This is a genomic window from Acidisoma cellulosilyticum, assembly GCF_020621385.1.
Classification (GTDB): Bacteria; Pseudomonadota; Alphaproteobacteria; order Acetobacterales; family Acetobacteraceae; genus Acidisoma; species Acidisoma cellulosilyticum.
Map to the genome: position 1 here is coordinate 422,474 of NZ_JAESVA010000004.1, position 23,739 is coordinate 446,212.

Here is a 23,739-nt window from a genome sequence, read left to right on the forward strand (position 1 = left end):
TGTCTGTTCATGCAGACAAAGGCTCCGGCATAAGAAGGCCGCCAGAAGAGAAATGCGGGGCGGCGCCAGCTTTACGACTGACAATCTTCGGCTCTCCCCATCGCAACAGGTAACAGGCCCATGGCACTTTGGCGTAATGTCTGCATGCCTATTCTTGGTGCTTCCCTGCTCTCCGCATCCATCGGTGTCGGAACGAGCCAGGCAGCGCCGTCCCAGCTTCTCATCCTCACCGAGGACGTGCCGGCCGGGCTCGACATCGACGGCCCCTCCATCGCCATCCCGACGACCCAGGAAGGCATGGTCCAGCTTCTGGAACCTCTGATCGACTATACGCCGAAGGGCATGAATGCCGACGGCGTGGTGGTGCCGGATTTCTCGCGTCCGCGCGGCCGTCTGCTGGAAAGCTGGTCCTATGACCCAGCGACGCTGACCTGGACGCTGCACCTGCGCCACGACGTGAAAAGCTGCGCCGGCAATACCTTTACCGCCGATGATGTCCTCTATACCTGGGCGCGCGCGAAATCCGTGAGCGGCGCTGTGCCGAATGCCTGGTTCCTGCTCAATATGTCTTCGGTCGCCAATTTCTCGACCGCCGTCTTCGACAAGAACCCGGCCGTCTCCGGCCCCGCGCGCAAGCTAGGCGATGAGATCACGAAAGTCGACGACTACACCATCAAGGTGAAGCAGGCGCAGCCCAATCCGCTGTTCCTGGTGAATATGGCCGTCGTGATCTCCCAGGGTATCTACGACAAGACCGATATGCTGAAGCATGCGACACCGTCTGACCCTTGGAGCCATGACTACGCCAATAACGTGACGGCGCCATCCTTCGGTCCCTATTGCGTGTCGAAATGGGTCAAGAACGACGAAATGGTCTTCACGGCCAATCCGAACTATTATCGGGGCAAGGCTGCGATCAACCGTGTGGTCATGAAGCGCGTGCCGCAGGCGGCCAATCGCCTTGTCATTTTGCGGTCCGGTCAGGCGCAGGTCATTCAGGGCATGACAGCGCATCAGTATGACAGCCTGAAATCGGCAAAAGGCGTGACGGTCGGCGGTGTCTACGGCAACGAAGGCATGTTCATCGTCATGAACTTCAAGACCAAGCCCTTCGACAATATCAAGCTGCGTCAGGCCATTGCCGATGCCATTCCCTATTCCCGCATCATCGACGTTGGCTATGCCGGCGAGGCGAAGCAGTGGAAGAGCGTGATCCCGACCACCTATCCCGATTACGTCGCCTCTGACGATTACAACTATGATCCCGACAAGGCGAAGCAGCTTCTCGCCGAGGCCGGCTATCCCGGCGGCAAGGGGCTTGAGCAATATGCCGATGCGTTCAAACTGACCTATGTGGCCGAGAAGGAAGCGACGCTCGGGCCGGTGGTGAACGCAATCCGCACCGCACTTGTGCCGCTTGGCATTCCTGTGACCCTGAACCCGATGCCTGAGACCGAATATGGCGATCATCAGATCGTTAAGAAGGATCTGGCTTTCGCGATCAACGATCAGGAAAAGCCGATCGGCGTCGATGCCGGCTATGCCATGCAGCTGTTCTTCGTCTCGAAGGAGGCGGGCGGCCTGAACAATATGGAAAACTACGCCAATCCCGAGATCGATGCGCTTTGGGCAAAGGCGAAGCTTGAGACCGATGTGACCAAGCGCAATGCCGAACTGGCCCAGATGCAGCAGATACTGATGCGCGACGTCGCCTGGCTGCCGGTCGTGACCTTCAAGACCCAATGGGCCTATAGCGACAAGCTCAAGGGCGTGGCTTGGGTGCCGGACAATTCGATGCGCTTCTACGATCTCCATTACTGACTTTTGGCAAAGTGTTCACGGCCTAAACTGCCGTGAACACTTCACCGATGGAGGACTATATTGATCTACCGCTACATTCTGCGCCGTCTGGGCATAAGCGTGCTTCAGCTTCTGGGCCTCGTCATCGCCGTATTCTTTCTGATCCGTATGTTACCAGCGGATCCGGTGGCGCGGCTGGTCGGTATGAATGCGTCGCCCGCGGCCTACGCGCAGGCCGCGCATAGCCTGGGGCTAGATCAGCCGATCCTTATACAATTCCTGCGCTATTTCGGGCTCGGCCATCCGGCCCATGGCCTGCTGGAAGGCTATCTGGGCGTTTCCTGGGTGACGAATACGCCGGTCCTGACCGAAATGGGCCAGATGCTGCCGGTGACGTTTCAGCTTCTGGGCCTGAGCTTTCTGGTCACCCTGCTGATCGCGGTGCCGGTCGGCATCATCAGCGCGCGCCGCCCCGGCGGTATCGTGGACAAGGCTGTCTTCGCCTACGGGCTTTTCGGCGGGTCGCAGCCGGAATTCTGGTGGGGTCTGCTGTTCGTCTTCGTGTTCTTCTTCAAACTCGGCGTCGCGCCGGCGCCGCTCGGCCTTGTCGATCCGATGCTGGATTCGCCGCCGACCATCACCGGTTTCATCCTCATCGACAGTCTCATCACCGGGGAGTTCGATGTCTTCGTCGATGTCCTTTATCACCTCATGCTGCCAGTGCTGACACTGGTGTTTATCCTGTCCGGCCCGATCATGAAGATGGTCCGCCAGAACATGATCCGCGCGCTGCAATCCGATTTCATTCTCTACGGTCAGGCGGCCGGGCTGTCGCAGGGCATGATCACGCGCTATGCCTTCCGCGCGGCGCTGGCGCCGTCGATGACGCTGGTGGGCATTCTGTTCGGCGTCATGCTGGGTGGCGCCGTGCTGGTCGAAAGCGTCTTTTCCCTCGGCGGGATCGGGCAATATGCCGTGCGATCCGTCCTCGCCTTCGACTATCCGGCAATCCAGGGCGTGGTACTCGTTATCACCGGCCTGTCGCTCATCATCTACCTCGTGCTGGATATCCTCTACGCAGCTATCGATCCCAGGGTGACCCATTCATGAGCCAGGCGGAGCTTCTTGCGGCCGATACCGGTCTGGCGCCGACGATCCGGGAGCCGCGCTTCGGTGGCCTGACCATCTTTGCAGCTTGTGTGGTCGGCATCATGCTCGTGCTGGCCGTCATCGGGCCGAGCATCGCGCCCTATAACCCCTCCGCCAGCGCCTTCGCGCAATATATTCCGCCACCGGCGATCGGTGCGATCCCGCATCTGCTGTGGAATATGGTGCGCGGCGTCGGGCCAATGCCGCATTGGTTCGGCACCGACGCGTCCGGCTTCGATGTCTTCTCACGCGTCATTTCGGCGCCCCGTGTGGATCTCGTCATCGCGGTCCTGGCCAATGGTTTCGCGCTGCTTCTGGGCGTGCCGATCGGCCTGATCGCGGGCTATTTTCGCAATCCGGCGACCGAGATCATGATGCGGGTCTCGGACGTGGTGCAGTCCTTCCCGGTCTTTATCTCAGCCATGATCCTGGTTGCATTGGCGGGCCAGTCCGTCGTCAATCTGGTGATCGCCCTGGCCATTCTCTATGCGCCCATCTATGTCCGCCTGACGCGCTCCGAAGTGATGTCACAAAAAGTGCGCGGCATGGTGGAGGCATCGCGTGCCATCGGGCTCAGCGAAATGGCGATCGCGGTGCGGCATGTGCTGCCCAATTCGCTCGGCCCGACATTGGTGCAATCCTCCGTCACCATCGGCTTCGCCATCCTGCTGACGGCGGGATTGTCCTTCGTCGGTGCCGGCGTCAGGCCGCCTGCCGCCGAATGGGGGCTGATGATCGCGACGGGCGCCAATGACATGGTTCTGGGTCAATGGTGGGCCTCGGTCTTTCCGGGCATCGCCATCTCATTGACGGTCTTCAGTTTCGCGGTTCTGGGCGAAATGCTGGAACGGCACTACCGCAACTGATTGGGCGACAGGTCAGGGCCGCCGGTAGCTCGGCGGCCGGCGCCTGACCACATCCAGAACCGCAGGGTCGAAAGCCGGCAGCGTGAAGCCCGCCGGTTGCGGCGGGCCGGCCGCGTATCCGGTCTTCGCTTCGATCACGGCCCTGACGGCGGCGTGGGTGTAATAGGCCGAATAGGCGCTGACGATGAGCGCGTCGAAGGCTTGGCGTTCGGTCGCCTCCAAATCCCGCAGCTTGCCGACGCGCAGGGCAGGCGCCAGGGCCGCGAATCCCTCCGGCAATAGGATTAAGACTATCTCGGCTGCCTTCGCCCATTCCGGCCGGCCCAACAGACGGCCCGCAAGGTCGATCGCTTGGGCGGCCGGAAAATCCTCCCCACCGGGCAGCAATTCGTCCAGCAGAACAGCCAGGGTCTCAGTCTTGTCCGTCAAGGCGCGGTCCTTTCAGGTTCAGGCGCCAAGCATCAGCCGGCCGGCCTTTTCAGCGATCATCATGGTCGGCACGCTGGTATTGCCACCGATCATCAACGGCATGGCGGAGGCATCGACTACCCGCAGATTGCCGATGCCCCGCACGCGCAGCGCCGCGTCCAGCACGGCATCGTCATCCGCGCCCATCCGGCAGGTACCGACCGGATGGAAGGTCGTGCCGGCCGTGCGGCTGACCCAATCATCCAACGCCTCTTCCGTCTGGCGATCCAGGCCGGGGGAAATCTCCGCACCGCGATAGCGGTCGAGCGCGGATTGTTCGGCAATGCGCCGCGCGATGCCGATACCGTCGCGCATCACGCGCCGGTCCTCGTCATGGGCAAGATAATTGGCAAAGACCCGTGCGGGTGCCAGCGGATCGGCCGAGCGGAGGGTGACATGGCCACGGCTATGCGGGCGCAGCTGATAGAAGCTGGTCAGAAACCCGTGCTCGCGCTGCCCCGCCCGCGTCGCCTCCAACGACAGGCCCGGAATGAAGGTCATATGGATATCAGGTATCGCAAGCTCCGTTCGCGTGCGCAGAAAGCCGCCGGCTTCCAGCGGCAGGCTGGCGCCGGGTCCGGTGCCGGTCAGCATGGCACGGCCGATGGCGAGCGCCGCCCGGTCCGGCCGGAACAGGCCAAACAGCGTCACCGGCTGTAGGCAGCGGTGATGGATATAGACGCTGAGATGATCCTGGAGGTTCTGCCCCACCTGCGGGCGGTCCAGCCGCACGGCGATACCATGGGCCTGCAATTGCGCCGGGTCGCCAATCCCCGAGAGTTGCAGCAATTGCGGGGAGTTGATCGCGCCACCGCAGAGTGCCACCTCGCGCGTCGCCGCGATGTGATGCGACCGTCCATGCTGCTGGTAGGTGACGCCCGTGCAGCTTGTCCCGTCGAAGTTCAGGCCCGTCACCTGGGCGCGGGTGACGATGCGCAGATTGGGGCGCTTCTCGATCGGGCGCAGGAAGGCTGTCGCGGCCGAGACCCGGCGGCCTTTATCGATGTTGAAATCATAGAGGCCAAGGCCTTCCTGCTCGGCGCCGTTATGGTCCTCGTTCAGTGGCAGACCGGCTTCGGCGGCAGCTTGCAGCCAGGCGGCGTAAAGCGGATTGGCGCCGCTTGCTTTTTCCGTGAACAGTTCGCCACTGCGGCCATGCCAATGCTCGCCGTCAGGGTGAGAGGCATTGCGCTCGAAAGCCCGAAACAGCGGCAGCACATCCTCATAGCCCCAGCCGTCCAGCCCAAGTTCCGCCCAACCGTCGTAATCCGCGCGGTGACCGCGCATATACATCATGCCGTTGATGGCGGTGGAGCCGCCCAGCACCCTGCCGCGCGGCCAGACCAGGCTGCGCCCGCCGAGGCCGGGTTCAGGCTCCGTCCGGCAATCCCAGTTGAGCGATTTCACGTAATAGAGGTAGCCCGCGAGCAGCGGCACGCTGATCAGCGGGTTGCTGTCCCGCCCGCCAGCTTCCAGCAGAATGACGCGATTGGCCGGATTGGCCGAGAGGCGGTTCGCGAGCAGACAGCCGGCAGCACCAGCACCGACGACGATGAATTCCGCGTCAGCCATGGGCGACCGGCTTCCAACCCGTATGCGTGGGGCTGGTCGATACCGTCTGATTGCCGCGATTGCGGATGAGATTGTCTGCCGCGCGCAGAGCAATCGCCTGGATCGTGGGTGTGGGGTTCAGCGCCGCGCCGGTCACGAAAACACTGCCGTCGATGATGAGCAGATTGTCCGCGTCATGCGCCCGGCAGAAGCCGTCCACAACGGAGGTTTCCGGGTCGTCGCCCATGCGCGCGGTGCCCATCAGGTGGAAGCCTGCCTGTGCCACCAGGCGCTGCGCCTCCACCCGCCGGGCGCCGGCGGTGCGGAAAGCGAGGCTCGCCTTCTCGATGCCGTGTTCGATCATCGCGCGCGTATTCTCGTCCACCCGGTAGTGCAGCTTCACCGCCGGAATGCCGAAGCCGTCCGTCACCGCAGGGTCCAGCGTCACGCGGTTGTTTTCGTCCGGCAGGTCCTCGGTCGTGACCGTCAGCGACGCCGTATGGCCGAAACAGTCCAGGAAGTCGCGGTGATGATCGGCCCCCCAACGGATGCGCGGCACATAGCCGCCGAGCGCGGTGCCGAGCGGCCCGTCGCTGCGCACGACCTGCATCTGATAGCCACGGACGAAGCCATGTTCGGGCCGCGTTTCGTAGAATTCCTGGCACAGGAAGGAACAGGCGAAGGGGCCCTTATAGCCTTCCAAAGGTTCGTCAAAAATCCCCGTCACCAGACCCGTGGGGTGATGCATCAAACGCCGCCCGACGAGGCCCGAGCGGTTCAGCAATCCGTCCGGATGTTTGCCGCTGGCCGAGAGCAGCATCAGCCGGGGCGTGCCGACGCCATTGGCGGCCAGCACCACGATATCGGCACTGCGGAGCTGCACCTGCCGGTTCTGATCGAAATAGGCGACGCCGGTCGGGCGCCCATCCGCGTCCGTCGTCACTTCGAAGACGCGGGCATGGGTGATGAGGCGCGCGCCAGCCGCCAAAGCGAGCGGCCAATAGGTGATATCCGTGCTCGCGCGGGCCTGGGGCGGACAGCCCATGTCGCAGGGGCCGCAATTGTTGCAGGCGCCGCGCGTGCCATAGGGCGTGCTGTTGATCGCGACATCCGAGACCCACCACTGCCAGCCGAGCTTGTCGAAAGCCTGGCCCATGCGGAGCGCGCCCGGGCCGGGCGGCAGCGGCGGCATGGGTCGGGCGCTGCGCGGCGGATTGCCGGGATCGCCGGCCAGGCCCGAGACGCCCATCATGCGGTCGTTCTCGTCATAGAAAGGCGCCAACGCGTCGTAATCGAAGGGCCAGTCGTCGGCCAAGCCGTCCAGGCTGCGCACCCGAAAGTCCGAAGGGCGGAAGCGGGGGAAATGCGCCCCCCATTTGATGGTGCTGCCGCCGACACCGTTGAACATCAGCGGCTTGATCGGCGTATCGCTCTCATCCAGCGGATAATCATAGGCGCCGCGCCGGATATTGGGATTGGCGCTTTCATCCGTATAGCGCTGCCTTTCCCAGTCATCCCCCGTCGTGCTGGCATCTTTCGGTGAGACCCAGCCGCCTTGTTCCAGGCAGGTGACGCGAAAGCCGGCCTTGGCCAGCTTCCAGGCCAAGGCCGCGCCGCTGGCGCCGGAGCCTACGACCAGAACCTCATCATGCTCCAATAGTGGCCTCCAAAGGTTCAGGCGCGCGCAGGTCAAGCTCCCCGGCGCGAGCCCGCCAGCAGCGGGTCCAGCGGCCCTGGCCGTCCGGCAGCAGGTCCTGCGGCTCCGCTTCGCAGCGTGCGACCGCGTGCGGGCAGCGACTGAACAGGTAGCAGCCGGAGGGCAGGTCGATCGGGCTCGGGATTTCGCCGGACAGCGACCCGATCCTGGGCCGGTCGACGCGCCGGTTATGCGGATCGGGCGCCAAATGAGAGGCGATGAGCGCGCGGGTATAGGGATGGCGCGGATTGTTGAAGATATCCTCGGTATTGCCCAGTTCCACGACCTGGCTGAGATACATGACCGCGACGCGGTGGCAGACCTGGCTGACCGTTGTCAGATCATGCGAGATGAACAGGAAGGACAGACCCAGTTCCTTCTGCAACCGCCGCAGCAACCGCACCAGGCCGATGCGCGCCGAAGGGGCAAGGACGGAGGTCGGCTCGTCCAACACCAGGAATTCCGGGTCATTGGCGAGCGCACGGGCGATATTGATCCGTTGCAGCACGCCGGAGCCGAGATTGCGCGGCCGCGCGGCGGCGGTTGCGGCCGGCAGATCGACCAGGCGCAGCAGCCGCTCCACATGGCGGCGCTTGTCGGCGCGGGACAGTGTCGTGTGCTGGTCCAGCGGCTCGCGCAGGCTGCGCTCGATCGTCCAGCGCAGGTCGAGACTGTCATAGGGGTCCTGCAGCACGATCTGCAGCTTGGCGCGGAACTTCCGCAATTCGCGTTTGGCGAGCGTGCTGATCGGCGTACCGCGATAGACGATGCGCCCGGCCGAGGGTTCCAGCAGCCGCAGCAGGCATCGCCCGACCGTGGTCTTGCCTGATCCGCTTTCGCCGACCAGACCCAGCGTCTGCCCGACGCCGATGGTGAAGCTGACCTCGCTGACCGCCTGCACACGCTTGGGCGAATTGCGGATCTCAAAAAACCGGCTGAGCTTTTCGACATCGATCAGCGGCGTGGTTTCCGCTGTCGGCAATTCCGTCGGCCGATGCTCCTCCTCCGCCGCGCTGACTTCCAGAATGGCGCGGCTTGCCGCATGCTGCGGGGCGCCAAAGAAGCGGCGGGTCGTGACCGCCTCCACGATGCGGCCGCCATGCATGACCAGGACGCGGTCGCAGTAATTGGCGATAATGCCGGTTTCCTGTGTCACCAGCAGCACGGAGGATCCGGTGGTGCGGGTCGCCTGCCACATCTGGTCAAGCAACTGGGCCTGAATGGTCACGTCCAGGCCGCTGGTCGGCTCATCAGCCACCAGAAGCTTCGGCGCGGAGCTGAGCGCGATCGCGATCAGCACGCGCTGCGCCATGCCGCCCGACAGTTCATGCGCGTAAGCCTCGATCCGGCGCTCCGGGTCATTGATGCCGACAAGGCGCAGCATCTCGATCGCGCGGGCGCGCGCCGCTTCCTCGTTACCCTTCTGGTGGCTGCGCCAGACATTGGCGATCTGCCGGCCGACGCGCAGCATGGGGTTGAGCGCGGAGCGCGGGTTCTGCACAATCAGCCCGATGCCGCGTCCACGCACGGCACGCAGATCCTCGGCCGGCATGGTCAGCAGGTTGCGGCCCTCGAAACTGACGCTGCCGCGTGTGATACGACCCGGCGGCCGGGCGAGGCCGAGCAGCGAATAGGCGGCGGTGGATTTGCCGCAGCCGCTTTCGCCCAGAAGACCGACGACCTCACCCTGGCGGATCGTGATGTCCAGCCCGTTCACAACAGGCGGGGCATTGCCGTAAGCGATGGCGATGTCCTGCGCCTGCAGGACGATGGCGGGTTCGCTCGTCATGCCGGCATCAGCAGGTTCGCGAGATCGCGCATATCCGTCACCGTCTCCAGCGCATCGACCATGGCGATCAGATCGTCGGTGCGGCCGGCGGGCAGGGGGTCGGCAGCATAGGTGCAGCAGTCGCGGAACTTCGCCAGATGCTGCTCGCGCGTCAGCCGCCGGCTGGGGCTTGCCAGCATCGCCTCGCAGCGCCAGCGATGCTCCGTCCCGTCCTTCAAGGTCGCCACGATCTCATGCGGCACCAGCGCATTCTCGTCGGGATTGCCGTCCACTTCCATGGTGAAGAGCTTTGCGAGCTCATGCGTCACGGGGTCGAGCAGCTCATCCCCGCGATAGCGGGACAGGTCGATGCTGCCGTATTGCAACACTTTGGCGCCAATGAAGGCCATGCAGAGACGGGCGTAATTGCCGGTCGGCTCCGGCATGTCCGGACGGCTGCAGAGTTTGTTGATCAGCGGCGGCGCGATGACCTTGATGCCGGCGATGGCGTCGAGATCGAACCAAGGCTCGGCGCGCATGCGCATGAGCCCTTCGATGCCGCCGTGACCGGCGCGGCCGGACGGGAAGGGTTTATGGCTGACTTGGCTTATCTGCCAATCGCGCCCGAGATTGTCGAGGCCGGGACCGAGAGTCCAGACGCCTTCGAACATCGGCAGGAAGCCGAAGGGACCTTCGAAGGTGCCGACCGGCCCCTTCATGCCGAGGCTTGCCAAGTCGGCGGCCTGCAAAGCGGCGCGGGCATTGAAGCCGACCTGTAGGGGCAGGGTGACATTGCCTTCCACATGCGGCTGCATGGTGCCGCTTGTCTGCGCATATTGAATGCCGAAGGCGCGGGCCATGCTGTCCGTGCTGAGCCCGGCCAGTCGGCCGACCGCCGCCACCGCCCCGAACCCGCCTGACGTCGCGGGCCGGAAGAAGCGCAGCTTCTCGCGGGAGGCCATGCCCAGGGTGGTTGAGACATCGACGCCCAGGATGATCGCGGTCAGGAAATCCTGACCGCTGATCCCGCCCTGGCGTTCGGCGAAGGCGAGGGCCGCCGGCAGTGCCGTCGCCAGCGGATGCAGCACCGCCGCCTCATGAACACAATCGAATTCCTGGCAATGAACCTGGAAGCCGTTGAGCAGCGTGGCGGTCGGCGCCGGCACGCGCGCGCGCCGGCCCCAGACCTGCGCATCCTCGCCGCTACCCCATCCCCGCGATGCGTCCAGCAGATGCTGCGCGCCGTCGGCGGTGGAGCCGGATATGCCGACGCCGATGGTATCGAGAATGAAGGTCTTCGCGTTCAGAATGGCGTCGGCCGAGATGTCCTCGAAACGGGTGCCCGTGACATGGTCGGCGAAGACGTAGGAAGCAGGCTGTTGGCTGGTCGACACGTCATTCACGATAGCCATTCCTTCGATGCGGCTGACGGCCCGTCCTGTGTCGGTCGGGCGGCCGGCTGGTCACATGGGATGCGACCGGGATTTCATGAGGGGCAGGATGCGTTCGATGAAGATGGGCACATCCGTCGAAAAATCGGGAAAGGAGAGGCAGACGCCACTGAGATCGGCTTCGGCCAGCGCATCCAGATGGGCGGCGACACCGGCATAGGAACTGGCGATCGACGGGATCGACATGAAGGTTGCGACGGCGGGGTCAAGCTTCGCGTAATCGGCGCGGTTGATGTCCTTGCCGGACGCGCGCAGGAATTCGGCGATTGCGACATCGTCGCGGCGGTCGATATAAGATTGCTTCCGGGCGAGCGCGATGTCCGCCGTTTCGTCGGCGATAACCGTGAGCAGCGAATAGGCGCCGACGGCACGGTCCCGGCCGGCGGCGCGGTCACGCAGCGCCTTGGTGACGGACCGCAATTGTTCAGGGCTGTCGTTGAGACGCCCGACGAAGGCGTAGTCGGCTTCGCGTGCCACGAAATCGAGCGCGCCTTCGGACTGCCCGGCGCAGACGATGGACAGCCGCTGTGCGGGTTTGGGCAGGGAGACGCAATCCTGCAACTGGAAATGCTTGCCGTCGAAAGTCACGGAGGGTTCGGACCAGAGGCGCTGCAGAATAGTCAGATATTCTGCCGCGTATTCGTAGCGGTCGATGAAATAGTTGTCGTCCTGCCACAGGCCCATCTGGGCATATTCGAACTTGTTCCACCCGGCGACGATATTCACGCCGAAGCGGCCGCCGCTGACTTCGTCGATCGTCGCGGCCATCTTCGCGAGAATAGCCGGGTGGATGGTCCGGACCGCGACGGAGGCGTAAAGACGTATCCTATCCGTCACGGCCGCGAGCGCGGACATCAGCGTGAAGGATTCCAGCGCCGAATCCCAATGGCCGGACGGGCCGCCGAAGCCGCGCCACTTGACCTGCGACAGAGCAAACTCGAAACCGCCGGCCTCGGCCGCCACGACAGCGTTTTTGTTGAGCTGCCAAGTCGGTTTGTTCTGCGGCGGTGTGGCGTCGGCGATGATCATGCCGCCACTCGTGCTTGGGAGAAACAAACCGAGCTGCAAATGTCCGCCCATGCCAAATTCCTTACGGCATTGTTCCGCCGAATGCGTATTCATAGACCGGTCGAGACCGTGGCTGTCAACGCCTCTATCCGTTCACCCCCATAAAACTGCCTAAATTTTGAGATCGATGGCATAAACGGCCAGAACGGCGAGGCGAAATCGAGCAGGGCGGACACCAAAATAAGCTGAAAAAGCCTATCATTTGAGCAAATTTAAGGAAAACTGATCAGAGTGACGCAAAGGCAATCAGATTTCGTCTGGCGCCCTTCATCTAGGGTCAGAACATGCTTGACAAGCGTCTCGGCTGGCTTCGATAACAGTCATGACTGCGTATTCATAACGCGAATAAATGCCTTATCTCCAGCTCCAACATAGGATCCGACAGCGATGGCCGTTTCTCTGCGTAAATTGTCGCTTCTGACAACGATGCTTGGCATCGCGGCCGTTTTTTATCCTGGACTGGCGAAGGCGGATGCCGTCAGCGACGGCGTGGCACGTGCCACTGCGGTCATAGATCAGTATCGCAAACTTCCCACCTTCGTGGCGCCCGGTGCGGATTTCGATATCGAGGCGACTGCGAAAGGGAAGACAATGTTGTCGATTCCCAATACCAGCGCAAATCAATTCCTGAAGGGTATCATCACGCGGGAGATTGCGGTCGGCAAGGAAATTGGCCTGAAGGTTCAGGAATGGCAGAACCAGGGCCAGCCGAGCCAATGGGTTCAGGGCATGGACTTTGCCATCAACAACAAGATCAGCATCGTCGATCTCATCTCCGGCGTGAACCCGGCCGTGGTAGAGCCGCAGATGCAGGCAGCCAAAGCTGCCGGCGTCCACGTTTTCGCCTCGCATTTCTATGATCCCTCGCAGCCGCCCGATCCGCTGCTCGCCGGCAATCTGCCGGTCAGTTTCTATCGGCAGGGTTGGATCCTCGGGAATTGGATGATCTACAAGACCGGCGGCCATGCGAATGCGGTCATCGTCAAATCGGATGAGGTCCTGCCGACCGCGCCCTTGGTGCAGGGCATTCATGATGCGCTCGCCAAGAACTGTCCGGACTGCAAGATCTCGGCGGAGATCAATGTCGGCATTACGGAATGGGGCACCAAGATTCAGCCCTCCGTGCAGTCGGCGCTGCTGTCCCACCCGAAGGTCAATTACGTCATTCCGATCTATGACAGCATGTCGCAATTCGTGGTCCCTGCCGTTCGCCTTTCGGGCAAGACCGGGCAGGTGCATATCGCGACCTCGAACGGCACGCCCTTCGTGCTGGACTTCATCCGCAACGGCGATGTGGAGATGGATATCGGGGAAAGCCTGGACTGGATCGCGCGGGCGACGATCGACGGCTATATGCGTGAGCTTGCCGGCCTGCCCATGCCGAAGGAAATCGGTGTTCCCTATTACTTGTTCGACGCGTCCAATGTAAAAACCGCCGGCATTCCGGCCAGTGCCAACAAGGGCTATGGCGACGACTATGTCGCGGGCTTCAAGAAGGTCTGGGAAATCAAATAGCGCGGGACAGCGAAAAGCGGCGTGATGGAAGCGGTATCGTCCCTGGCCCGGTTTGACAGTCAGCCCGCCGTCACGGCTCTGGCGGTGCGGGACCTTGCCAAGACATTCGGCGGCGCCCGCGCTTTGAAGGGTATCAGCTTCGATATCGGTCCTGGTGAAGTGCATGGGCTGCTCGGTCAGAACGGCTGCGGGAAATCGACCTTCGTCAAGATCCTTTGCGGCTTTCACGCGCCCGACCCCGGCGGTCAAATCAGCCTCTATGGGGAGGCCGTGCCGCTACCCATGGCGGCCGGCTCCTTTCGTGACCTGAAACTCGCCTTCGTGCATCAGCAACTGGGGCTGGTGCCGTCCTTGACCGTGTTGGAAAATCTCCGCGTTTCCCATGTGACTGGCCGCCGTGGTCTGATCAATTGGAAAGCGGAACGTATCGCGGCGTCGCAGGCGCTTGGCAGGTTCGGCATCGACCTCGACCTCAATGCCCGGCTGGACAGCCTATCGCAGACGCAACGCGCCCTGCTGGCGATCGTTCGTGCGTCGCAGGATCTGGCGGATTCCCAGTCTGAAGGCGACAAGGGCGGTATTCTCGTCCTTGATGAGCCGACGCCCTTTCTGCCGCGCGAAGGCGTGCAGCGCCTTTTCGGCCTCGTGCGGCAATTGGTCGGCCAGGGTGCCAGCGTCCTGTTCATCTCCCATGATATTGATGAGGTTCGCGAAATCACCGACCGCGCCACGGTTCTGCGCGACGGGGAGGTAACGGCGCGGATCGAAACCGCCCATGCGAGCCATGACGATTTCATCGAAGGCATCGTCGGCCGGCGGATCGTGCGGGTTACGCGGCCGGCGGCGGCGCGCGCCACGGCCAGCGTGAAGGCGGCCGTGCGGGATATCGCCGAGCCTGGGCTGACGGTGCCGGCACTCGATATTCAGGAGGGCGAGATTCTGGGCCTGACCGGTCTGATCGGCTCAGGCTATGAGCGCTTGCCCTATCTCCTCTTCGGCGCGGATCGCGCGCGCACCGGCACATTGACGTTTGGCGGCCAGGTAAAGTCGTTGCGCAGCATGACGCCAAGGCAGGCGGTGGCTGACGGGATGGCGTTGCTGCCGGCGGACAGGCCCAAGGCGAGTGGCATCGGTAGCCTGCCGATCGTGGACAATCTCCTCATGCTCGACATGCGGCGCTTTCAGACGCGGCTGGGGCTGCGTCGTCGCGCAATGGTGGAGGAGGCGGGCAAGCTCTCCACGCAATATGAGGTGCGGCCGAATAAGCCGAGCCAGAAGCTCAGCGCCTTGAGTGGCGGCAATGCGCAGAAGGTCCTGCTGGCGAAGTGGCTGCTGAAGCGTCCGGGCCTGCTGCTGCTGGATGAGCCGACACAGGGCGTCGATGTCGGGGCCAGGCAACAATTGTTCCGCATCGTAAGGCAGGCGGCGACCGATGGCGCCGCGGTCATCTGCGCCAGTTCCGATTTCGAGCAATTGGCGCAGCTTTGCGACCGCGTGCTGATCTTTGCGCGCGGTGCCGTGGCGGCCGAACTTATCGGGGACGAGATCACCAAAGACCATATCGCGGAGCGTTGCTATGTCGAATCGGACTCTCGGCCCCAGGCCCGCATCGATGGCTGAGCCGCGCTTCCATCTGGGTCTGTTCGTGGAACGCTTCGCGCTGGTCGGCGCTTGGCTTCTGACGATCATCGTCTTCAGTATCGTGCTGCCCGGCGTGTTTCTGACCTGGGGCAATTTTTCGGTTCTCTTCGCGACCCAGGCGCCTGGGGCAGTCCTGGCGCTCGCCTTGATCATTCCATTGACGGCAGGTGACTACGACCTTTCCGTCGGCGCGACGCTGACCTTGTCCGCCGTCATCATCGGCGTCCTCAACGCCGTTCTGCAATGGCCGGTCGCCCTTGCCATTCCCGTATCCCTGGCAGCCGGCCTTGCCATGGGCCTGATCAATGCTTTTTTCATCGTCTATGTCCGAATCCCCTCGCTGGTGGTGACGCTCGGTTCGGCCTCGGTCGCGGCCGGACTGGTGCAGTGGATCAGCAATTCCAGCACCATCAGCGGCATATCGCCGGCGCTGATCGGCGTGATCGGTCATCGCTTCCTCGGCATCTCGTTGGTCTTCTATTATGTGCTGGCTCTGGCCTGCATTATCTGGATCGTCTTCGAATATACCGGGCTTGGGCGCTCTATCCTCTTTGTCGGCCGCAGCCGCGAAGTGGCGCGGTTGTCCGGTCTGAATGTCGATTGGATCCGCGCGGCCTGCCTGGTCGTCTCCTCCCTCCTCGCGGCTTTGGGCGGCGTCGCCTATGCCGGGCTGCTCGGCGCGGCGGACCCTTTCTCCGGCCTCAATTATCTTCTGCCGGCCTTCGCCGCTGCCTATCTGGGGGCGACCGCCATTTTGCCGGGCCGTTTCAATGCCTTGGGCGCGCTTATCGCCGTATATTTCCTCGCGACCGGCATTACCGGTCTCACGATGCTTGGCATTCCCATCTGGGTCACCAGCGTCTTCAACGGCGGTGCGCTGATCGTTGCCGTGACGGTGTCGCAATTCGCCCGTGGGCGTGAGGAGACGGACATTGTCTGACCACGCCCGGACCGCGCGGCCGGTCATCGTGACCGGTGCCGCTGGCTTCATCGGTCACGCCGTCAGTCACACGCTGCTTGCTCGCGGTACCCGGGTGATCGGCACGGATATCGTGCGTCCGGCAGGCGAGATGCCGCAGAATTTCCGCTTCGTGCAGGCGGATACGCGCGACAGTCTGCGGCATACGGCACTGCTGCAGGAGGGATGCGACGGCATCATCCATTGCGGCGGCATTTCGGGGCCGATGCTGGCGCAGGACAATCCGGCAGAACTCTACGACATCAACATTCGTGGCACCTGGCAATTGCTTGACCTCGCGCGACAGTTTGCGCTGCGCCGGTTCGTGCTTTGCTCATCGGTCTCCGCTTACGGCAGTGCAGATCCGACGGCGGTGATCCGGGAGGATGAGACGCTGCGGGCCTCCACACCCTATGGCAGCAGCAAGGCGGCGGCGGATATTGTGCTGCAGACCTATGCCATGCAGCATGGGCTGAGTGCGACCTCTCTGCGCCTTGGCTGGGTCTATGGTCCGGGGCGTCGGACGGACGCCATTCTGCGGCCGATGATCCGTTCGGCATTCGGCGGACCGGCATTTCATCTGCCGGCGGGCGGCGATCACGCGCTGCAATTCGTCCATGTCAATGACGTGGCAGATGCAATCATCGCCGCTTTCGACTGTGATGCGCCGGCATCGACGCGCTACAACGTCAATGGCGCCGCCGTGCTGTCGCTTCGCGACATCGCCGCGCGTATCACTCAGTTCCTGCCGGATGCCAGGATCGATATCGGTCCGGGCATGCTGCCGGAGACGGATATTCAAGGACCGATGAGCCTGCAAGCGGCATTGCGGGATTTCGGCTGGCAACCGCGTATTGACTTCGATCGCGGCCTGCGCAGCTACGCGGCATGGTTGCGCGACAACAGCTTTTAGCGTGCGACGCGCTTTTCAAAAGGCGCGCTGAACAGGAGGATTTCCGGCATGGACATTGGTGTCTTTATCCCGATCGGCAATAATGGCTGGCTGATCTCTGAAGCTTCGCCGCAATACAAGCCGAGTTTCGCGCTGAACAAGACCGTTGTGCAGAAGGCCGAAGCCTACGGCTTCGATTTCGCACTCTCCATGATCAAGCTGCACGGTTTCGGCGGCAAGACGGAGTTCTGGGACTATTGCCTGGAATCCTTCACGCTGATGGCAGGTCTGGCCGCCGTTACCAGCCGCATCAAGCTCTATGCCTCGACCGCCATCCTCACCCTGCCGCCGGCGCTTGTCGCGCGCATGGCGACGACGATCGATTCCATCGCGCCAGGACGGTTCGGCATCAATATCGTGACCGGCTGGCAGAAGGTTGAATACGAGCAGATGGGTCTTTGGCCCGGCGACCAGTATTTCGGCCAGCGCTATGACTATGCATCCGAATACGTCACCGTCATGAAGGACCTTTGGTCGAAGGGCTTGTCCAACCACAAGGGCGAATTCTTCCAGATGGATAATTGCATGATGAAGCCGGCGCCCTCGGCCGATATCAAGCTGGTTGTCGCGGGCCAGAGCGACCGCGGCATGGAATTCGCCTCTCACCTGGCGGATTTCAACTTCGTCAACGGCCTTGGCGTCAATACGCCGACGGCCTGCCAGCCGACCGTGCAGCGGCTGGTCGATGCTTCGGCGGCGACCGGGCGTGATGTCGGCTCCTATATGCTGTTCATGGTGATCGCGGACGAGACGGATGAGGCGGCGCAGGCGAAGTGGAAGCGCTACCGCGACGGCGCGGATGTCGATGCTTTGGCCTGGATGGCAGATCAGGGCGGCAAGGATCAGTCGGCCGGGGCCAGCAGCACCGCGCGTCACATCAATCTTCCGGAAGGCGCGGTCAATTTCAACATGGGCACGATCGTCGGCTCCTATGCCACGGCGGCGCGCCTGTTGGACGAAGCCGCCGCCATGCCGGGCGCCAAGGGCATCATGCTGACCTTTGACGATTTCATCGCAGGGCTCGACACATTCGGCCAGCATGTCCAGCCGCTCATGGTCTGCCGCCAGGATCGTGCGACAGCCTAATATCTGAAGGGTAAGCGAGCGATGGATCATTTGCGTCATGCCGGGAAGGTCGCCTTGGTGACTGGCGGATCGAGCGGCATCGGTCTCGGCATTGTCGAGAGGCTGTTAAGGGAAGGCGCGCGGATCGCCATTCTGGATCTGCAACCGCCGCCGGTCGATGTGTTGAAAGACGAAAGCGCGGTTCAGTTCATCGCCGGCAATGCCGCCGATGAAGCGGTGGTCGATGATGCCCTGCGCGCCGTCGTGGCAAAATTCGGCCAGTTGGACATCATGGTCAATAATGCCGGGGTGATCGGGATCGCCCCGGTGGTCGAGATGGAATTCAGCGAATGGCGGCGGGTGACGGAAATCAACCTGCATAGCGTCTTTCTGGGCGCGCGGGCGGCGGCACGGCAGATGATCGCCCAGGGCCGGGGCGGATGCATCATCAATGCGTCTTCCGGCGCCGGGCGCAAAGGCTCGCCCAATCTGGCGCATTATTGCGCGTCCAAGGCCGCCGTCATCATGCTGACCCAGTCGCTGTCGGTTGAACTGGCGCCGCACCGGATCCGGGTGAACGCCTATGCGCCGGGGCATATCGAAACGCCCTTCTGGTCTGGCATCGCGGCCGGCTTTTCGAAAATCACCGGACAAACGCCCGAAGAGGTTGTGGCGGGCTTTGCCGCGACCATTCCCTGGGGCCGTTTCGGCAAGCCGGACGATGTCGCAAGCACCGTCTCCTGGCTCGCGTCAGCGGATGCGGACTATGTCAACGGACAGACCATTGCGATGAACGGCGCAGAATCGCCGGGGTAATGCCGCGAGATCCGGCCGTTTCGGGCATGTATCCTGCTTGAAAGCATAGGCGGCTAGGTCTGGTAGCGGGAAGCGTCCTGGGATGACGACAGGTGTCCGAGCAGAAATACAGATGGCCTCGGAAAGCCTGGAACGTCATGAGAGGCGGATCGCATCATGCAACTGCATCACATGACGCAGGGACAGGCGATGTGCGCCTAAATCCTGGAACTCCAGATACTGACCGGAACTCACCTTGTCGCCGTGCAGACGGCTCGTCGCTCTAAACTTTCTTCTATTTACAGTAAGTTGTAGACCGTACTTGGTACGGTCAGTCGTTGCGGGCTGGTCTGGGACTGGTCTGGGGCGGGGCAGCCCTGCCGGCCTAAGACAGTTTTCAAAACCCCTTCCAGCTGCTTGGCGTTGCCCTGGGGGAAGTGAAGCCCTAACTTGCACCCTATGATTCCTCGCACGATTTTATGCATCCGACACGGACAGGCCGCTGGCAAGGCTGCCTATAGAGAGAGCGGCAATATCCTGCGGAAATGCGGCATGATCGACCTCAAGATGGGGGCGGCCTGATTGCCCTCCGACATGTCTGCCGAGGTTTCCACCCGCGCCGCACCGACCGTGACGCCCTTCTCGACCGAGGATCTCAGCCGGGTTTTCGACGCCGCGATGCTGCGGCGGGGACGGTCCCTCATTCTCCTGGAAGCCGTGACCGTATCGCTCAAGGACGCGTCGATCACGGTCGTGGTCGAGCATATCGGCGTTCGCTACACTGCCAGCATCACGCCGTCGGCGCGGGGCAGCCGGGTTGGCTTCCTGAACCGCTGCAGCTGCGGACAGTCGGCTTGCAGCCATGTCGCGGCCGGTGCGCTGGCTGCGCTCGATCGGTTTCCGGTGTTGCGGCGCCCTGAACAGACCAGTCTTTTGAGCGCCTTGTCGGCGCCCGCCCAGGCCGGATCGCCGCCGCCGGCCGCGGTGGCGCCAGGGGTTTCGGTCGCCGGCGAGCGTCAGCGGCTCGTTTTCGAGCTCTCTCCGGGGGAGCCGCCCCATGCCTGTTTCGTCGCCACGCTACTGATCGGCGAAAGAACGGGCGCGATGGCGACCACCACGCCGGCGCGCATCCTGGCCGACCGGACCAGTCATGAGAGCAGCCGGATCATGGCCAGGATGCTAGGTGCGGGCATAGACAGCCGTGTGGCCGTGGCGCCCGCCGGCGTGGCGTCCGTGCTCGGCCTGCTGCCACGGTTGAAGGCCCGCTGGCATGCCAATAAGCGCCCCCTCGTCCAGGGAGAGGAGCGCGCCTTTCAAGCGAATCTGCCGCCTGATCTGCCCGCCGACTCTGCTGTTATCCTGGGCGATACCGGCCCCTGGTATGTCGATGCGGCGAGCGGCGCCGTCGGGCGAGTGCGCCTGCGTCAGGCTGCCACGCCGCAGACGCAGGCGGCTGGCTCCCCCCGGGTGTTTCGTCCGGCGGGCCGACCGGCCAACAACCCGACCTTTCAGCGGCCAGAGCCGCCGGCGCCGCGCTTCACGGGCAAGCGGCCCGCGCCCACGCGCTCCCGCTACGACCGCGACGAGGATCGGCGGCCGGACGCCATCATCGCGGCAGCCGCCGGTCCCGTCATTCTGGAGCAGCCGCCGGTACCGGTCATCCGTCTGCGCAAGGTCGATTGCCCGGATGATTTCGGCCATATGCAGCATATCAACGCGTTGACGATGGACTTTGACTACCAAGGCGTGCTGACGCCGGGGGATGACGAGCGCCAGTTCCTGCCCTTGGCCAAATCGGCCGGCGGCGGCGGACAGAGCTTCATCCGCCGTGACCGTGCCGCCGAAACCGCCGCGCTGGATACCCTGCGGCAGGATGGCCTTAGCCAGATGCGCATCGCTGAGGGAGCTTCCGCCAAGGGCCGTATGGTCTTTGTCTATCGCGGGCGCGACGCGTCCGAACGCTGGCAGACCTTCGTCGCCGAACGCGCGCCGGCGCTGGAACGGTCGGGCTGGCGCAACCTGATTGACCGCGACTTCGGCCCGAGCCTTGTCGAGACGGTCGGCGACTATGACGTCCGGGTCGAGGATGCGGAGAGCGGGACATTCTCCCTCGATTTCGGCATCGAGATTGACGGCACGCGCAGTCCGCTGCTGCCGATCCTGTCCCGCCTGCTGGATCGCGGCGGCATTGATGCCGCCAAGATCATCGACGGAGAGCTGATCACCAGCCTGGACGACGGCCGCATCCTGAAACTGCCGGCGGATCGTATCCGTCGCCTGCTCGCCGTGATGGGCGACCTGATCGAGGCCGCGCGCCGTAGCGGCGAAAGCCGCCTGTTGTTGGAGAACGGCGAAGCCGGGGGCATCCTCGACCTCGAAGACCTCCTCATCACACGGTGGGAGAATGCGAGCGCGATCGAGGCCTATGCGCAGAATTTCCGCGGCGGCGCGGATATCCCAGCTGTCACGATCCCGGCGACCTTCACGGCGACCTTGCGACCCTATCAGCAGCAGGGCGTCGACTGGTTGCAACATCTGCGCAGCCTGGGCCTCGGCGGTTTCCTGGCCGATGACATGGGCCTCGGCAAAACTGCCCAGACCATCGCCCATATCGTCATCGAGGGGGCGGAGGGCCGGCTGGATCGTCCCGCTTTGATCGTGGTGCCGACAAGCCTGGTCACCAATTGGACCGCCGAGCTCTCGAAATTTGCGCCGCATCTGCGTGTCGCCGTTCTGCACGGCCTCGACCGTCATGAGCGCCGTTCCGAACTCGACGGCGTTCATGTCGTGATCACGACCTATACGGTTCTCGCCCGCGACATCGAGGAAATGAAGCGGTTGTCCTGGCATCTGGTCGTGTTGGACGAAGCGCAGGTCATCAAAAGTCCGGACGCGAAGGCCACGCGCGCGGTATGCCAGCTCGACACGCGGCATCGTCTTTGCCTGTCGGGCACGCCGATCGAAAACAATCTGCAGGAGTTGTGGTCGGAATTCGCCTTCCTCAACCCCGGACTGCTCGGCGACCGCAAAGGCTTCGCCAAGCGTTTCCGTACACCGATCGAGAAGAACAACGACGCGGTGCGCCGTCTTCAACTCATTCGCCGTATCAAACCCTTCCTGCTTCGCCGCACCAAAGCCGAAGTCGCGACCGACCTGCCGCCCAAGCACACCATTCTGCGCCGTATCAACCTCGCGGCGGATCAGCGCGAATTGTACGAGACGATCCGGGCCACGCTGCATGACGAGGTGCGCGACAAGGTCGCCGAATTGACGGCAGCGCAAGGCCGCATCGTGGTGCTGGACGCGCTGCTCAAGCTGCGGCAGGTCTGTTGCGATCCACGGCTGGTCAAGCTGCCGTCCGCGCGCGCCGTCGAATCCTCAAGCAAGCTCGATGAGCTTCTGGACATGATCACGGAGATGATCCCCGAAGGTCGCCGCATTCTGCTGTTCTCGCAATTCACGACGATGCTTGATCTCATTAAGCCGCGCCTGGTCGAGGCCGGGGTGAAGTTCGTCGAGCTGCGCGGCGACACGCGCGATCGTGCCGAGCCTGTGCGGGCCTTCGAGAATGGTGAGGTGGCGTTGTTCCTGATCAGCCTCAAGGCCGGTGGCCGCGGCTTGAACCTGACCTCCGCCGATACCGTCATCCATTACGATCCCTGGTGGAACCCGGCGGCGGAAGACCAGGCCTCGGACCGCGCGCATCGCATCGGCCAGACCAAGCCGGTCTTCGTCTACAAGATGATCGCGGCCGACACGGTGGAGGACCGCATCGTGGAACTTCAGCGCCGCAAGGCTGATCTGGCGAATATTGCCCTCAGCGCGGAAGGCGATTTCTCGGGCGTGGAAATCGACGACGTCGAATTTCTGTTCGGCACCGGATCCGCGCAGAAACTTGCAGCGTAATCACGTAGCAGCAAGATCTCTGCTGAGCGTGTGACGCCGTGGAAAATGCCACTCCGTTCCCTCGGCCAGAGCCGCCGATATTCCGAGCCGCAGATCCAGAGACAAGGGTTTCAGCATCGCCTCGGGCAAAGCCCGTGCGATATAGTCATTCAATAGCATAGCGCTTTTCGAGCGCCAGTACCTCCGGCAGACCGATGAATTGATTGAACTCGTCGAAAGGCGTCAACATATCCTTGACGGCATTGGTTGAGGCGCCTTCCGCGAGAAAGGTCTCCATCATCGTCTTGACGGCCTTATGCATTGCAAACATGGACTCGATTGGGCAGAGCGTAAAATCAAAGCCAAGTTCATGCGCCTGTTGCAAAGACAGGAACGGGCTTTTGCCGGAGCGCGCCATATTGAAAAGAAGAGGCTTGCCAAGTGGCTTCAGGCGGTCGCTGACTTCGCGCATCTGTTCGACGCTTTCCATCGCATCCATATAGAGCCCGTCGGCACCGACCGCCGCATAGGCGGTCAGGCGTGCGATGGCATCGTCGAGCCCGGTGACGGCGAGAGCATCGGTGCGCGCAACGATAAAGAAGTCCGGATCACGCCGCGCATCGAGCATGGCGCGCAGCTTCTGCTGCATTTCAAGCGGGCTGATCAGCTGCTTGCCGGTAAAATGGCCGCATTTCTTTGGGGCGGCCTGATCCTCAAGATGCAGGACCGAGGCGCCGGCCTCCTCCCATAATTGAATGGTCCGCGCTGATTCGAGAACACCGCCATAGCCGGTATCGGCATCGGCAAAAACCGGAAGCGTCGTGGCACGGCAGATGCGGCGGATATGCTCGAACATTTCTGTCTGTGTCAGCAGGCCGACATCAGGCGCACCCGCCAGCACTGCGGAAGCCGCAAAGCCGCTGACGAAGATCGCAGACGCGCCCGCTTGTTCGGCAAGTTTCGCGGTGATGGCGTCATGCGCGCCCATGCAAACGAAGGGCGGTGTTTTCAGGAGTTCGCGAAAGCGCGCGGAACGGGTCAAGGACTGCCTCCATGCTCGACGAGCGGTCAGCGGCGCTGTCCGCGAGTTAGCGCTAACTTGACGAAAGAG

Annotated in this window: 17 protein-coding genes; 10 read left to right on the forward strand and 7 right to left on the reverse strand. The window is 63.0% G+C overall.

The window, feature by feature from the left end; all coding sequences use genetic code 11:
• Window positions 1–120 precede the first annotated feature (120 nt).
• The 3 genes from ACELLULO517_RS14240 to ACELLULO517_RS14250 are packed head-to-tail and all read left to right on the forward strand — an operon-like array spanning window position 121 to window position 3,815.
• Window positions 121–1,821, forward strand: a complete 1,701-nt coding sequence (locus tag ACELLULO517_RS14240) for an ABC transporter substrate-binding protein (RefSeq protein ID WP_227308072.1) — start codon at window positions 121–123, stop codon at window positions 1,819–1,821.
• A gap of 60 nt (window positions 1,822–1,881) precedes the next feature.
• The gene (locus ACELLULO517_RS14245) at window positions 1,882–2,910 is read left to right on the forward strand and encodes an ABC transporter permease (protein WP_227308073.1); all 1,029 of its coding nucleotides are present in this window, start codon (window positions 1,882–1,884) and stop codon (window positions 2,908–2,910) included.
• On the forward strand, window positions 2,907–3,815 hold the full coding sequence (locus tag ACELLULO517_RS14250) for an ABC transporter permease (RefSeq protein WP_227308074.1): 909 nt from the start codon (window positions 2,907–2,909) through the stop codon (window positions 3,813–3,815). The genes ACELLULO517_RS14245 and ACELLULO517_RS14250 overlap by 4 nt, the downstream gene beginning before the upstream one ends.
• Window positions 3,816–3,827: 12 nt before the next feature.
• On the opposite strand, the gene ACELLULO517_RS14255 is transcribed toward ACELLULO517_RS14250, so the two are convergent.
• The 6 genes from ACELLULO517_RS14255 to ACELLULO517_RS14280 are packed head-to-tail and all read right to left on the reverse strand — an operon-like array spanning window position 3,828 to window position 11,829.
• Window positions 3,828–4,244 carry a hypothetical protein gene (locus ACELLULO517_RS14255; protein WP_227308075.1) on the reverse strand — a complete coding sequence of 139 codons (417 nt, stop codon included), beginning with the start codon at window positions 4,242–4,244 and terminating at the stop codon, window positions 3,828–3,830.
• An 18-nt stretch (window positions 4,245–4,262) separates the two neighbouring features.
• The gene (locus tag ACELLULO517_RS14260; protein ID WP_227308076.1) at window positions 4,263–5,855 is read right to left on the reverse strand and encodes a GMC family oxidoreductase; all 1,593 of its coding nucleotides are present in this window, start codon (window positions 5,853–5,855) and stop codon (window positions 4,263–4,265) included.
• Window positions 5,848–7,491, reverse strand: a complete 1,644-nt coding sequence (locus ACELLULO517_RS14265; protein WP_227308077.1) for a GMC family oxidoreductase — start codon at window positions 7,489–7,491, stop codon at window positions 5,848–5,850. The genes ACELLULO517_RS14260 and ACELLULO517_RS14265 overlap by 8 nt, the downstream gene beginning before the upstream one ends.
• On the reverse strand, window positions 7,481–9,319 hold the full coding sequence (locus tag ACELLULO517_RS14270) for a dipeptide ABC transporter ATP-binding protein (RefSeq protein ID WP_227308078.1): 1,839 nt from the start codon (window positions 9,317–9,319) through the stop codon (window positions 7,481–7,483). The genes ACELLULO517_RS14265 and ACELLULO517_RS14270 overlap by 11 nt, the downstream gene beginning before the upstream one ends.
• Window positions 9,316–10,701, reverse strand: coding sequence for an MmgE/PrpD family protein (locus ACELLULO517_RS14275; protein ID WP_227308079.1), 1,386 nt, complete (start codon window positions 10,699–10,701; stop codon window positions 9,316–9,318). Before ACELLULO517_RS14275 ends, ACELLULO517_RS14270 begins: the two co-directional genes overlap by 4 nt.
• Before the next feature lie 60 nt (window positions 10,702–10,761).
• Window positions 10,762–11,829 carry an LLM class flavin-dependent oxidoreductase gene (locus ACELLULO517_RS14280; RefSeq protein WP_227308080.1) on the reverse strand — a complete coding sequence of 356 codons (1,068 nt, stop codon included), beginning with the start codon at window positions 11,827–11,829 and terminating at the stop codon, window positions 10,762–10,764.
• A 375-nt stretch (window positions 11,830–12,204) separates the two neighbouring features.
• On the opposite strand from ACELLULO517_RS14280, the gene ACELLULO517_RS14285 reads away from it, so the two are divergent.
• From ACELLULO517_RS14285 to ACELLULO517_RS14315, 7 genes are all read left to right on the forward strand, one after another.
• Window positions 12,205–13,332: a sugar ABC transporter substrate-binding protein gene (locus ACELLULO517_RS14285; protein ID WP_227308081.1), complete on the forward strand. Its 1,128-nt coding sequence runs from the start codon at window positions 12,205–12,207 to the stop codon at window positions 13,330–13,332.
• Window positions 13,333–13,356: 24 nt separating this feature from the next.
• Window positions 13,357–14,952: a sugar ABC transporter ATP-binding protein gene (locus tag ACELLULO517_RS14290; protein WP_227308082.1), complete on the forward strand. Its 1,596-nt coding sequence runs from the start codon at window positions 13,357–13,359 to the stop codon at window positions 14,950–14,952.
• Window positions 14,945–15,913, forward strand: a complete 969-nt coding sequence (locus ACELLULO517_RS14295; RefSeq protein WP_227308083.1) for an ABC transporter permease — start codon at window positions 14,945–14,947, stop codon at window positions 15,911–15,913. Before ACELLULO517_RS14290 ends, ACELLULO517_RS14295 begins: the two co-directional genes overlap by 8 nt.
• Entirely contained in the window at window positions 15,906–16,844 is a 939-nt protein-coding gene (locus tag ACELLULO517_RS14300; RefSeq protein ID WP_227308084.1) for an NAD-dependent epimerase/dehydratase family protein, read from the forward strand. Before ACELLULO517_RS14295 ends, ACELLULO517_RS14300 begins: the two co-directional genes overlap by 8 nt.
• A gap of 48 nt (window positions 16,845–16,892) precedes the next feature.
• Window positions 16,893–17,969 carry a pyrimidine utilization protein A gene (gene rutA, locus ACELLULO517_RS14305; RefSeq protein ID WP_227308085.1) on the forward strand — a complete coding sequence of 359 codons (1,077 nt, stop codon included), beginning with the start codon at window positions 16,893–16,895 and terminating at the stop codon, window positions 17,967–17,969.
• Between the two features lie 21 nt (window positions 17,970–17,990).
• Window positions 17,991–18,764, forward strand: a complete 774-nt coding sequence (locus tag ACELLULO517_RS14310) for an SDR family NAD(P)-dependent oxidoreductase (protein ID WP_227308086.1) — start codon at window positions 17,991–17,993, stop codon at window positions 18,762–18,764.
• Window positions 18,765–19,337: 573 nt separating this feature from the next.
• Window positions 19,338–22,649 carry a DEAD/DEAH box helicase gene (locus tag ACELLULO517_RS14315; protein WP_227308087.1) on the forward strand — a complete coding sequence of 1,104 codons (3,312 nt, stop codon included), beginning with the start codon at window positions 19,338–19,340 and terminating at the stop codon, window positions 22,647–22,649.
• A 145-nt stretch (window positions 22,650–22,794) separates the two neighbouring features.
• Here ACELLULO517_RS14315 and ACELLULO517_RS14320 read toward each other — a convergent pair whose 3' ends face one another.
• Window positions 22,795–23,670, reverse strand: coding sequence for an isocitrate lyase/PEP mutase family protein (locus ACELLULO517_RS14320; protein WP_227308088.1), 876 nt, complete (start codon window positions 23,668–23,670; stop codon window positions 22,795–22,797).
• Window positions 23,671–23,739 lie beyond the last annotated feature (69 nt).

Coding starts and splice junctions, on each gene's coding strand:
- ACELLULO517_RS14240 (WP_227308072.1), top strand. CDS start 121: ATGGCACTTTGGCGTAATGTCTGCATGCCTATTCTTGGTGCTTCCCTG.
- ACELLULO517_RS14250 (WP_227308074.1), top strand. CDS start 2,907: ATGAGCCAGGCGGAGCTTCTTGCGGCCGATACCGGTCTGGCGCCGACG.
- ACELLULO517_RS14260 (WP_227308076.1), bottom strand. CDS start 5,855: ATGGCTGACGCGGAATTCATCGTCGTCGGTGCTGGTGCTGCCGGCTGT.
- ACELLULO517_RS14270 (WP_227308078.1), bottom strand. CDS start 9,319: ATGACGAGCGAACCCGCCATCGTCCTGCAGGCGCAGGACATCGCCATC.
- ACELLULO517_RS14280 (WP_227308080.1), bottom strand. CDS start 11,829: ATGGGCGGACATTTGCAGCTCGGTTTGTTTCTCCCAAGCACGAGTGGC.
- ACELLULO517_RS14285 (WP_227308081.1), top strand. CDS start 12,205: ATGGCCGTTTCTCTGCGTAAATTGTCGCTTCTGACAACGATGCTTGGC.
- ACELLULO517_RS14290 (WP_227308082.1), top strand. CDS start 13,357: ATGGAAGCGGTATCGTCCCTGGCCCGGTTTGACAGTCAGCCCGCCGTC.
- ACELLULO517_RS14295 (WP_227308083.1), top strand. CDS start 14,945: ATGGCTGAGCCGCGCTTCCATCTGGGTCTGTTCGTGGAACGCTTCGCG.
- rutA (WP_227308085.1), top strand. CDS start 16,893: ATGGACATTGGTGTCTTTATCCCGATCGGCAATAATGGCTGGCTGATC.
- ACELLULO517_RS14310 (WP_227308086.1), top strand. CDS start 17,991: ATGGATCATTTGCGTCATGCCGGGAAGGTCGCCTTGGTGACTGGCGGA.
- ACELLULO517_RS14315 (WP_227308087.1), top strand. CDS start 19,338: ATGTCTGCCGAGGTTTCCACCCGCGCCGCACCGACCGTGACGCCCTTC.